Below are 12,546 nucleotides of genomic sequence, written 5' to 3' on the forward strand. Positions count from 1 at the left end.
ATATTCAAGTGTCGTTAACAGGTTATCGGCCAGAGAGGCAAAAAGTTTACACATAAAACAGAATTTATGATGGGCGGAATAACGGGGGATAACAGGGCGCTATTTGTCCCATTGAATAAATCACCGATTAGGACTGAGATAAGGGGGGATTTCCGGAGATTTTTAAAATTATTTCCCTGAATGACTAAAGGTTCTTTAAAGAGCGCCGATACAAGTTGTGACGGTGATGAAGCCGTGGGCAGTATGCCCAAACCATAACCCAATAGCATTTAAGGAATAACACTATGGCGGTAATTAACACTAACAGCTTGTCTTTGCTGACTCAGAACAACCTGAACAAATCCCAGTCTTCTTTAGGCACTGCCATTGAGCGTTTGTCTTCCGGTCTGCGTATTAATAGCGCGAAAGACGATGCTGCTGGTCAGGCGATCGCTAACCGTTTTACTTCTAACATCCGTGGTTTGACTCAGGCGGCACGTAACGCTAACGATGGTATTTCTATCGCTCAGACTACTGAAGGCGCACTGAACGAAATCAACAACAACTTACAACGTGTTCGTGAGCTGACTGTTCAGGCTTCTTCTGAAGGCAACAAACAAACCGACCTGGATTCAATCCAAGACGAAATTCAACAACGTTTAGATGAAATTGACCGTGTATCCAGCCAAACCCAATTTAACGGCGTTAAAGTGTTGGCTTCAACTGACAGCCTGAAAATTCAGGTTGGCGCAAACGACGGCGAAACTATCTCACTGGATCTGAAAGAAATCAATTCTAAGACCTTGGGTCTGGATGGTTTCAACGTCAATGGTAAAGGCGGCGTAGCCAATACTGCAGCATCTTTAGCAGATTTGAAAACTGCCGGTTTTACACAAGTTGGTGGAACTAATGAATATAGCGGTTCAGCTGGCCTGAAAGGTGCGACCAGTGCTGATGTATTAGGTAATTTGGCAAATGGTACAGCTGTTACGACTACTCCTGCTACGGATGTAGGTTTGGGGGCGTCTACTACCGCAGCATTCACCTATAATTCAGCAAGCAAGTCATTCGACTTTAGTGTGGCAACGGTTGCTTCGGCAGATGCGATTAATTATCTGAATCCAAAAGCAGGTGATACCACTAAAGCAACAATTGATATTGGCGGCACAAAACAAGACGTTATTATCGACAAAGCAGGGGCAATCACTGCGGCAGATGATGGCGCGGCACTTTACCTGGATACAACTGGTAACCTGACTAAAAACAGCGCAGGTGGCCCTGCTCTTGCTACCCTTGATGGTGTAATGAAAAACGGTGGTGGTACTGCTATCCCTGCAACTATCACTACTGCAGGTGGCGCAACACTGACCACCGTTGGTGGTGCTGCTGGGACATTCACCGTAGACGGGGCATTGAGTGCTGAAGCATTTGGCACTGCAACGACGGGTGTTGCATTCACTGCGGGCTCTACTGTTGTTGATACTGCCGGTAAAGCAGCGAATACCTTTGTTGCCAAAGATGGCACCTTAACCACTAACAACCAAGTTAGCTATTTCGCGCAAGCGGATGGTTCAGTCACTAACGGTTCAGGTAAAGCAGTATTTAAACAAGCTGATGGCACCATCACCACTGATGCTAAAACTGCCACCGCTAAAACTGCTAATCCGTTGGAAACTTTGGATGGCGCGGTCAATAAAATCGACTCCCTGCGTAGCTCATTGGGTGCGATTCAAAACCGTTTCAACTCTACCATCACCAACCTGAACAACACAGTAAACAACCTGACTGAAGCACGCAGCCGCATCCAAGATGCTGATTACGCGACTGAAGTTTCAAACATGAGCCGTGCACAGATTCTGCAACAAGCAGGGACCTCTGTACTGTCTCAAGCCAACCAGGTTCCACAAACTGTATTGTCTCTGCTGCGTTAATTCCTCAGAAACATTGCATTATTCAGCCCCGCCTTTTCGGCGGGGTTTTTATATCGATATTGACACCGCTCTCTTTGGAAATAATCGACAATATTATTTCCAAAGAGAATAGGTACAAACTGGGCGCTAATTATTTATTTTTAGGGTTTTTTGTCGCTATTTAGCGCTCTGTTTTTGCAATCCTTGCAATAGGTTAACAGTAAAAGTCATGGGCATAAGTCAAATAGCCGCCTTTTTATAGGCCTATTCAGGCGATTGGCTAGCTGACCGGACAGGATAATGGTACGACTCTCTTACCCTTAGGTGCCTGTCTAGTGAGCGATCTGTATACCGCCGAAGGCGTGATGGACAAAAATTCCCTCTGGCAACGTTATGTTCCTCTGGTGCGCCATGAGGCATTGCGTTTGCAGGTGCGCCTGCCTGCGAGTGTGGAATTGGATGATTTGTTGCAGGCTGGGGGGATTGGTCTGCTGAATGCTGTCGAGCGATACGACGCTTTACAAGGAACCGCATTTACTACTTATGCGGTACAGCGCATACGTGGCGCGATGCTGGATGAACTGCGCAGCCGCGATTGGGCACCACGCAGTGTGCGGCGCAATGCGCGTGAAGTGGCTAGCGCCATGCAGAAGGTTGAACAACGGCTTGGGCGTCCAGCGACTGAGCAGGAAGTGGCACAAATTCTTGATATCGATTTGGCGGAGTACCGTCAGATTTTGTTGGACACCAACAACAGCCAGCTTTTTTCCTATGACGAATGGCGGGAAGAACACGGTGAAAGTGTCGAACCCATGCTGGAAGGGCATGAGGATGCCAACCCGCTGCAACATTTATTGGAAGGAAATCTGCGTCAACGTGTCATTGAAGCGATCGAGGCCCTGCCGGAACGTGAAAAAATGGTGTTGACGCTGTATTACCAGGAAGAGCTGAACCTGAAAGAAATCGGGGCGGTGCTGGAAGTGGGAGAATCCCGCGTCAGCCAGCTTCATAGCCAGGCGATAAAACGCTTACGCAGCCGTCTGAATAACGACTCCTAATTCACTTTCGCTCAGTGATATCACAGTGTTTAACTTTATTAATGCAGGTCTTCTCATGCCAGGACTTCAGTTAAAAAAGCGGCCGCTGAGCCGTTATTTAAAAGATTATAAGCACGGTCAAACTCATTGTTCACATTGTCATAAACAGCTTGATCGTATGGCGTTGGTTTTTCGCGGACAAATTATCAATAAAGAAGCGATTGCCGGAATGGATCAGCCGATTGATGATCAAGTCTGGTTAAAGCTTCAGCATGAATTAACCGCATTGTGTCGTTTTTGCAGTGAGATATATTGCAATAGTACGCCGGGTTATTTCGATATTATGGCGTTCAAACAGTATTTATTTGAACAAACTGAAATGAGCCATAGCACTGTGCGCGAATATGTTGTGCGTCTACGTCGCTTAGATGAAATGCTGGTGGCAAAAAATTATCCAGCAGAAACATTTACCAGAGAAACATGCGCCAGTGAAACTCTCCATCAAAGTATTATTGATGAACTGCCAAATGCCGCACATAACAATTACCGTATTGCTTTGCGTAAATATGGTCAATATTTGGCCTGGCAAAAAAGCTACTAAGGTTAATGGCAGGTGTGACCTCAGCTGAGAAAACTCCGTATTTTCACCGAGGTTGTCACTAATATAACGAAAAATTATTAAATTAATATCTTCATTGATTCCGCGCCCAGCAAGGTTCTCCTTGACTGGGCGTTTTATTATCCCACGCATTCCCCTGCATTATTGCTTGCCGACATCTATAATAAAATCAGTGATTATTACCGTTACTTCTGATAAATCTATATTTCCATTTTGTACTTGAAGTAGCAGGGTTAGCAGCATCCACTTACCCGAATCACTGACTTATGTCAGTTTATTGAGAGTTGCATACTGTTGGTCTGTACCGCCAATTGCTTTGGGGCGGAGTTAAAGTAACTGATTAATTTCTTGGGGGGCCTGTGACGCTTCAACACAAATTGGCGCAATTTCCGCGTTTAGATCTGGTCGGTAATGCCACGCCGTTGGAAAAACTATCGCGACTCTCCGATTATCTGGGACGTGAAATTTATATCAAACGCGATGATGTCACGCCGTTGGCGCTCGGGGGTAATAAGCTGCGTAAATTGGAGTTTTTGGCAGCAGATGCACTGAGACAGGGCGCGGATACACTGGTTACCGCAGGCGCGATCCAATCTAACCATGTGCGGCAAACGGCGGCGGTCGCCGCAAAATTGGGATTACATTGTGTTGCATTACTTGAGAATCCTATCGGTACCTCGCAGGAAAATTATCTGACCAATGGCAATCGGTTGCTGTTGGATTTGTTTAATGTTGATGTGGTGATGTGTGATGGATTACATGATCCAAACCAGCAGTTAGCTGAGTTGACAACCCGTATTGAGGCTCAGGGTTTTCGTCCGTATGTCGTGCCGGTCGGGGGTTCTAATGCTTTAGGTGCCTTGGGATATGTGCAATGCGCATTGGAAATTGCGGCTCAGTCGGCCGGGAATGTCACCTTTAGTTCGGTAGTCGTAGCCTCCGGCAGCGCGGGTACTCATGCTGGGCTGGCCGTGGGTTTACAACAACTATTGCCACAAACAGAGCTGATTGGCGTCACCGTCTCGCGTAAAGCACAAGAACAGCGCCCGAAAGTGACTGATATCCAGAAAGCACTCGCCAAATCCCTTGAGATCACTGGCGCGCTGGAGGACATCACCTTGTGGGATGATTATTTCGCGCCGCAATATGGCATGCCAAATGAAGAAGGGCTGGCGGCAATCGGGCTGTTGGCAAGGCTGGAAGGGATATTGCTGGATCCGGTTTATACCGGCAAGGCGATGGCTGGTTTACTGGATGGCCTTGAGCAGAACAAGTTTTGTGATGATGGCCCCATTCTGTTTATCCATACCGGCGGCGCACCTGCACTGTTTGCTTATCATCCGCAGGTGTAGTCTTTGGTTATTGCTTATTCTATTTATAGCTATCGTTATTATTTTTTATTCCTTTATTCCATTAACAACACTGATAAAGTGTTGAATATCAAAAATAAACATGACAGTTGGAGTATATATGGGCTTTTCAATTGTACGTCGTCAGATGGTCTTGGGTATGGTGGCGGTTGCGCTGGCAATAGGCCTGAATGTGAAATCTTACGCTGCGAGTGACCTGTTAGATCAGGTTAAGGAGCGAGGAACTCTGATTGTCGGGTTGGAAGGAACTTATCCACCGTTCAGCTTCCAAGGTGAAGATGGTAAACTGACCGGTTTTGAAGTGGATTTCGCCAATGCACTGGCACAACATATGGGCGTCAAAGCAAAAATCACCCCGACCAAATGGGATGGTATGCTGGCATCACTGGAGTCCAAGCGCATTGATGTGGCGATTAACCAAGTAACCATTTCAGATGAACGCAAGAAAAAGTACGATTTTTCAACGCCTTATACAGTCTCTGGTATTCAGGTTCTGACCAAAAAAGGCAATGAAGGCAATTTCAGCAAGCCAGAAGATTTAGTCGGCAAAAAAGTGGGTGTCGGGCTGGGTAGTAACTATGAGCAATGGTTACGTGAAAACCTGAAAGGTGTTGATATTCGCACCTATGATGATGACCCAACCAAGTATCAAGATCTTCGTGTAGGCCGTACCGATGCTATTTTAGTTGACCGTCTTGCAGCATTGGATTTGGTGAAGAAAACCAATAATACGTTAGCGGTTGCAGGCCCGGCATTTGCCCGTCAGGAATCAGGTATAGCTTTGCGCAAGAACAACCCTGAGTTGTTAGCGGCTATTAACAAAGCCATTGCTGAAATGCAAGAAGACGGCACTTTGGCCAAGATTTCCGAAAAATATTTTGGCGCGGATGTCACTAAATAATGCAAGAAAGTATTCAATTGGTGCTGGATTCAGCACCATTTTTATTGAAAGGCGCTTGGTTTACCCTCCAGCTTAGTCTGGGGGGGATGTTCTTTGGCTTGGCATTAGGTTTTATGTTAGCCATGATGCGGTTATCTCGCTTCTTGCCCCTTTCACTTCTCTCTCGTTTTTACGTGTCCATTTTCCGTGGTACTCCATTAATTGCCCAACTGTTTATGATTTATTACGGTTTGCCGCAATTTGGAATTGAGTTGGATCCTATGCCAGCGGCCTTGATTGGCTTATCACTCAATACCGCAGCTTATACATCGGAAACATTGCGAGCAGCTATTTCATCCATCGAGAAAGGGCAGTGGGAAGCCGCTGCCAGTATCGGGATGACGCGGTGGCAAACCCTCTATCGGGTGATATTACCGCAAGCCGGCCGTACCGCTTTGCCCCCACTGGGCAACAGCTTTATCGGTTTGGTCAAAGACACTTCTCTTGCCGCGACCATCCAGGTCCCCGAACTTTTCCGACAGGCACAATTGGTGACTTCCCGCACCTTGGAAGTTTTCACTATGTATTTGGCGGCCTCGCTGATTTATTGGATCATGGCGACAGTGTTGTCAGCATTACAAAATCGCCTGGAAGCGCATGTTAATCGTCAGGATCAGGAGTAGCCATGAGTACCATCGACGTTAAAAAACTGACCAAACAGTTTAAAGGTCAACAGGTGCTGCACGGTATCTCACTTGAAGTGAATAGTGGCGAAGTGGTGGCGATCATCGGCCCGAGTGGGTCAGGTAAAACAACTTTGTTGCGTAGCATCAATCTGCTTGAGATCCCCGATTCTGGGATTATTCGCGTCGGCGATATAGAGATTGATGGCAGCATCCCGATGAGCAAGCAGCAGCGGCAAATTCGGGCGTTGCGGCAGCAAGTCGGTTTTGTCTTCCAGAGCTTCAATTTATTTCCACATCGTTCGGTACTGGAAAATATTATTGAGGGGCCGGTTATTGTCAAAGGTGAAAAACGGGCAGAGGCTGAAAAACGGGCGCGTGAGTTGTTGGCAAAAGTTGGGTTAAGTGGCAAGGAAGACGCCTATCCTCGCCGTTTATCCGGCGGGCAGCAACAACGAGTGGCTATAGCACGGGCCTTGGCGATGCGACCTCAGGTTATTCTGTTTGATGAGCCGACATCTGCATTGGATCCGGAGCTGGTGGGTGAGGTATTAGGCACTATTCGTGCATTGGCGGAAGAAAAGCGCACTATGGTTATTGTCACTCATGAAATGAGCTTTGCTCGTGATGTGGCAGACCGCGCTATCTTTATGGATCACGGGCGTATTGTTGAGCAAGGCCCAGCAAAAGAGTTGTTTGCACATCCACAGCATGAGCGTACGCGGCAGTTCCTTGATAAGTTTTTGAATAATCGCTGATTAACCTGATTTCCAGTGAGGTGCAGCAAGTCAGTGTGGGGGCAATCATCTGGCCCCCGTTTTGCGATAATTTTATCGTTATTGTTTTATTGGCAAGAATTCTAGAGAAATGCCTCGAGTTTAAGGCGATAAGCTGTTGTTTTAACTTCTTTCATCCGCCCATGGCCCGGTAACACTTTTTGTTCAACAGTGACCAACCCAGCTTTTTTCAGAATAGCTACATCACGAGTGACGGCACTGCGATCCCTTTTTAGGCGAGTGGAGAGCGAGGTGATAGAACCCGGATACATTTTCACTGTTCGCAGCAGAACAATCCGTGCAGCACTTAATACCCGTACCATCTCTAACGGATCTTCAAACGTAATGGTGTGCTCTTGCGGTAAGGTTTGCCCCGTATCGGCAAGAGTAGCGAGTTTTTTGCCTCGTTTAAAAAAATCATCTTCCGTTGCTGTTTTGATGACTAGCTTGTCCATTAATTTCTCCTTAGTGAAGTCCAATCCTTTTGAAAACAATCTTCTATCTGTTCAAAGCTGACAAAATTAACCGATTCAATTGCGCCCAGGTAATGGCGGTGATGAAAACCGTGAGCATTGTCATAACCGATGACCCGACCATTATCACCTTGCGATAGACAGTGATTAATATAAGCCAAATTATAACGGGTGATGGTGCCGAAACGGTCAACCCATATTTCACGGCGCAATTGACCATTTCCCCGGCGGCTAGCAATTTGATGTGTTTCGTTGATGATTTTTTTATCAGCCATGAATATAACTATCACCTCTGGAAGTTGTTGTACATAATATCTTCACTAGGAAGAAAGCTAGGCGTATGCGCTACCCAGCGGTTTGCTTTAATTAATAATGGGTTAGGCTCCCCTACGGATACAAGGGTGCTAAGTCAATGATGCGGGATATTGCTGGAGAAGAAGGAAGAACTTGCCGTTTTGCATCCCAAATTGCGGGACATCTCGAAAAAGATTCAGCCGTTGGAGTTATTGCTTAAGTCAAAAAATAAGGCCCCGAAGGGCCTTGGCAGATGAGATTCACTTAGACATATTCATATACCCGAAAGCTTAGCCTATAGTCATCAAGCTGGCATTCCCACCCGCCGCCGCAGTATTGACACTCAGTGAGTGCTCGATGAGCAAGCGCTCCAGCAGGATATTGGTTTCACCGCGTGCAAAACCTTGTACTGAGACAATCGGCCCATCAATCTGCGCTATCTGCTCGCATAAGGTGCGCAGTTGATCCGCATCTCCATGATAGATAACGGCATCAAAGGTAATACTCGCTGTTTGCCAATCTTTCGCGAGAGTAATACGTGATTTCACAACCGCAGGTAATGTACGGAATAAGTCACTTTGTAGCGTATTTTCCAACCATAGTACTTCACTCCCGACGGCCAAAACTGCAGTCAGTTGTGTCAGTGCATCCGCCTTTGTATCCGCCAGACACAGAATACGTTCACGGGGCAACAGAGCGTAGGTGTTTCGTTCACCGGTGGGCCCCGGTAATAGCCGAACAGTGCCGCCTTGTGCCAACTCACCATAACGTGCTGCCAACTGAGCCAATGCAGTATGTTGGTGCTCATTAGCCCATTTAGTCAGAGCATGATGAGCCGTTTGTAGTGCTTCACGGCCTGAGATATTCTGCACTTGCCCATGCTCCTGATGGACAAGTGTGTTTATTACAGCATCTTCCGGCCGGTTACACAGGAGGCGATACAGATATAGTGGGCCACCGGCTTTAGGCCCAGTACCTGAGAGGCCTTCACCGCCAAAAGGTTGGACGCCAACTACAGCCCCGACCATATTGCGGTTGACGTAGAGATTACCCACTTTGGCTTTTTCAGTGACCTGAGCAATGGTTTCATCAATACGGGTGTGAATACCTAATGTTAAGCCATAACCAGAAGCATTAATTTGGTCAACTAGCGCACTAAGATTTTGGCGTTGGAAGCGCACGACGTGGAGCACTGGGCCGAAAACTTCTTTTTGTAGCTCATCAAAGCTATCCAGTTCTATTAATGTTGGTTTGATAAAAGTGCCTCGCTGCCACTCTGTTTCGTCCACACTATTAGCTCTGGCGGCTTGATACACTTTGCGTCCTTTAGCTCGCATTGCTTGAATATGTCGCTCAATAGCGGTTTTGGCTTGAGTATCAATAACTGGCCCGATATCTGTAGATAGGCGTTCTGGGTTACCCATGCGGCATTCTGCCATGGCACCCCGCAGCATTTGTAACGTGTGCTCGGCAACATCATCCTGAATACAGAGGATCCGTAAAGCCGAGCAGCGCTGACCGGCGCTATCAAAGGCTGAGGCGACAACATCAGTCACAACTTGCTCAGTAAGCGCAGAGGAATCAACAATCATGGCATTCAAACCGCCGGTTTCGGCAATCAGCGGGGTTGGGCGGCCTTGCGGGTCGAGTCTGCCGGCGATGCTGCGCTGTAAAATAGCGGCCACTTCGGTTGAACCGGTAAACATCACGCCGCGCACGCGGGCATCATTAACTAAGGCTGCGCCGACACTATCACCTTGGCCGGGAAGCAACTGGAGCACACCCTGTGGGATGCCGGCCTCTAGCAAGATACGCACCGCTTGAGCAGCAACCAGCGGGGTTTGCTCAGCAGGCTTTGCCAAAACACTATTACCGGCGGCTAATGCGGCAGCCACCTGACCGGTAAATATCGCCAGCGGGAAGTTCCACGGACTGATGCAAACCACTGGACCGAGTGGGCGGTGGCTATCATTGGAAAAGTTATCGCGCACCATCCCAGCATAATAATTTAGGAAATCAACAGCTTCACGGACTTCTGCAATCGCGTTACTGAAGGTTTTACCGGCTTCACGCACCAGTATGCCCATCAGTGTTTGCATTTGATTTTCCATCAACTCGGCAGCACGCACTAAAATAGCGGCGCGCTCGATAGGGGGAGTGGCAAACCAAATTGCCCCGGCACTGGCGGCTGCATCCAATGCACGGCTGACTTCTGTTTCGGTTGCTTCGCGAACGTAGCCGACGATATCTGCCGGTTCTGCTGGGTTGATAACCGGCTGTTCCATTTTATTACCCAGTTCCGCGGCGTTATCAAGTTCTGCATTAATTAGTGGTTCTGCCCGCCACACTTGGCTCGCGCTGGTTAGCAGAGCGCTGGAAAGGGAAGCCAGGCGGTGCTCGTTTGTCAGATCCAAACCGCTGGAATTAGCTCGTTCCTCGCCATACAACTCTCGTGGCAGCGGAATTCTTGGATGCGGTAAGCCGAGTTGACCTTCACTGGCGGCAATTGCCTCTACTGCACTGACTGGATCAGCAACCAGTTCATCCAGCGGCAGTGTGGCATCTGCAATACGGTTGACAAATGACGTATTCGCGCCGTTTTCCAACAGGCGACGTACCAGATAAGCCAGCAAGGTTTCATGGGTACCTACTGGGGCATAAATGCGGCATGGTCGGTTCAGTTTGCCCTCAGCAACTTTCCCCACCACCTGCTCATACAGCGGTTCACCCATACCATGTAGACATTGGAATTCGTACTGGCCGGGATAGTAGTTTTGTCCGGCAAGATGGTAAATCGCAGACAAAGTATGTGCGTTGTGTGTGGCAAATTGTGGGTAAATCAGGTTAGGAACCGCTAATAATTTACGTGCGCAGGCCAGATAAGAAACATCGGTATAAACCTTGCGGGTATAAACCGGATAACCTTCCAAACCATCCACTTGAGCACGTTTTATTTCGCTATCCCAATATGCACCTTTGACCAGGCGAATCATCAGGCGGCGGCGGCTGCGTTGCGCCAGTTCAATCACTGCATCAATGGTGGCTGGGCAGCGTTTCTGGTAAGCCTGAATCACAAAACCGATACCATTCCAACCGGCTAATTTGGGCTCAAAGCAGAGTTTTTCCAGCAGATCGAGTGAGATTTCCAGACGATCGGCTTCTTCTGCGTCAATATTAATTCCAATGTCATATTGGCGGGCTTGTAAGGTCAGAGACAGCAATCGTGGGTAAAGCTCATCCATTACGCGCTCATACTGGGCACGGCTATAGCGTGGGTGCAGGGCAGACAGTTTGATTGAAATCCCCGGCCCCTCATAGATACCGCGGCCATTGGAGGCTTTGCCGATAGCATGAATAGCCTGCTGGTAGGAGAGCAAATAAGCCTGAGCATCAGCTTCCGTCAGCGCCGCTTCCCCCAACATATCGTAAGAATAACGGAACCCTTTATCTTCCAGTTTGCGCGCATTGGCTAAGGCTTCGGCGATGGTTTCGCCGGTGACGAATTGTTCACCCATTAGGCGCATTGCCATATCCACGCCTTTGCGGATCAGCGGTTCCCCCCCCTTGCCGATAATACGATTCAATGAGCTGGAAAGTTTGGCCTCATTGTGGGTAGAAACCAAACGGCCGGTAAACAGTAAGCCCCAGGTCGCCGCATTGACAAACATGGAGGGGCTACGGCCCAAGTGGGAGTGCCAATTGCCATTGCTGATTTTATCGCGGATCAGCGCATCACGAGTCGGTTTGTCAGGAATACGCAGCAGTGCTTCCGCAAGGCACATCAATGCCACGCCCTCTTGGGAAGACAGGGAGAACTCTTGCAGCAAGCCTTGCACTATACCAGCGCGGCCATTGGCGCTTTTTTGATTGCGCAATTTTTCGGCAATTGAATAAGCCAGTTTATGTGCCGCTTGGGCCAAATTTTCGGGTAGACGGGCCTGTTCCAATAACATAGGAATGGCTTCTGTTTCCGGGCGGCGGTAGGCCGCTGTAATGGCTGCACGGGTAACCGATTGTGGCAACACTTGCTCGGCGAATTCTAAGAATGGTTGGTGATTATTTTCAGTCACTTGCGGCATAATATCGTCCGCTTCAGATGAAGAGGACGCTTGCGCTGTTGGGAGCTCCGGTAATTCGCTGTTATTTTCCAGCCGTTCCAAATAGTTAAAAATGGCCTGTTTAATCAGCCAGTGCGGTGTGCGGTCAATACGCTGTGCGGCGGCCTTAATACGGTCGCGTGTCGCTTCATCGAGTTTCACGCCCATTGTGGTACTAGCCATACTGTCAGGCTCCTTAATCAGGGGAGTTAGCATTTTAATGTAAACAATATCAGGCATGTTGCAACTTTGTGCAACCGTGTTAAATCATGCGGATAATCGAAGTGTGAATTCAGTCTGGTTTTTAACAATTATCAAGCGATAAATAGGTTTCAAATATGGTGTGAAAGCGAATTTAACACTAATAATAGTAGGGTTTTTGGTGGTTTTACCTTAGGTGCTACTCATTTTGTCGTGTTGGGTGCCAC

The 12,546-nt window shown here is 48.0% G+C and carries 10 protein-coding genes; 7 read left to right on the forward strand and 3 right to left on the reverse strand.

Going from position 1 to position 12,546, the window contains the following annotated elements; translation table 11 throughout:
* Positions 1–284: 284 nt before the first annotated feature.
* The 7 genes from DX162_RS14510 to tcyN all read left to right on the forward strand — a co-directional run bounded on the left by DX162_RS14510 (position 285) and on the right by tcyN (position 7,236).
* Positions 285–1,910: a FliC/FljB family flagellin gene (locus DX162_RS14510; protein ID WP_004392700.1), complete on the forward strand. Its 1,626-nt coding sequence runs from the start codon at positions 285–287 to the stop codon at positions 1,908–1,910.
* A gap of 314 nt (positions 1,911–2,224) precedes the next feature.
* Positions 2,225–2,947, forward strand: a complete 723-nt coding sequence (locus DX162_RS14515) for an RNA polymerase sigma factor FliA (protein WP_004392699.1) — start codon at positions 2,225–2,227, stop codon at positions 2,945–2,947.
* Between the two features lie 55 nt (positions 2,948–3,002).
* A complete protein-coding gene (fliZ, locus tag DX162_RS14520) occupies positions 3,003–3,527 on the forward strand; it encodes a flagella biosynthesis regulatory protein FliZ (RefSeq protein ID WP_004392698.1) in 525 nt (174 codons plus the stop codon).
* 377 nt (positions 3,528–3,904) lie between these two features.
* Positions 3,905–4,897: a D-cysteine desulfhydrase gene (locus tag DX162_RS14525; RefSeq protein ID WP_032820936.1), complete on the forward strand. Its 993-nt coding sequence runs from the start codon at positions 3,905–3,907 to the stop codon at positions 4,895–4,897.
* 118 nt (positions 4,898–5,015) lie between these two features.
* A complete protein-coding gene (gene tcyJ, locus DX162_RS14530) occupies positions 5,016–5,816 on the forward strand; it encodes a cystine ABC transporter substrate-binding protein (protein ID WP_004392695.1) in 801 nt (266 codons plus the stop codon).
* Positions 5,816–6,478 carry a cystine ABC transporter permease gene (tcyL, locus tag DX162_RS14535; RefSeq protein WP_032820934.1) on the forward strand — a complete coding sequence of 221 codons (663 nt, stop codon included), beginning with the start codon at positions 5,816–5,818 and terminating at the stop codon, positions 6,476–6,478. The genes tcyJ and tcyL overlap by 1 nt, the downstream gene beginning before the upstream one ends.
* Before the next feature lie 2 nt (positions 6,479–6,480).
* Positions 6,481–7,236, forward strand: a complete 756-nt coding sequence (gene tcyN, locus DX162_RS14540; RefSeq protein ID WP_004392694.1) for an L-cystine ABC transporter ATP-binding protein TcyN — start codon at positions 6,481–6,483, stop codon at positions 7,234–7,236.
* Between the two features lie 101 nt (positions 7,237–7,337).
* Here tcyN and DX162_RS14545 read toward each other — a convergent pair whose 3' ends face one another.
* The 3 genes from DX162_RS14545 to putA form a co-directional block, all read right to left on the reverse strand.
* Positions 7,338–7,709 (reverse strand): HVO_A0114 family putative DNA-binding protein, encoded by a 372-nt coding sequence (locus DX162_RS14545; protein WP_004392691.1) that lies wholly within the window; start codon positions 7,707–7,709, stop codon positions 7,338–7,340.
* Positions 7,709–8,002 carry a toxin-antitoxin system TumE family protein gene (locus DX162_RS14550; RefSeq protein ID WP_032820931.1) on the reverse strand — a complete coding sequence of 98 codons (294 nt, stop codon included), beginning with the start codon at positions 8,000–8,002 and terminating at the stop codon, positions 7,709–7,711. The genes DX162_RS14545 and DX162_RS14550 overlap by 1 nt, the downstream gene beginning before the upstream one ends.
* Positions 8,003–8,311: 309 nt before the next feature.
* Positions 8,312–12,301, reverse strand: a complete 3,990-nt coding sequence (gene putA, locus DX162_RS14555) for a trifunctional transcriptional regulator/proline dehydrogenase/L-glutamate gamma-semialdehyde dehydrogenase (RefSeq protein WP_032820930.1) — start codon at positions 12,299–12,301, stop codon at positions 8,312–8,314.
* Positions 12,302–12,546: the final 245 nt, after the last annotated feature.

Source organism: Yersinia kristensenii (assembly GCF_900460525.1).
In the GTDB taxonomy this organism is placed as follows: Bacteria; Pseudomonadota; Gammaproteobacteria; order Enterobacterales; family Enterobacteriaceae; genus Yersinia; species Yersinia kristensenii.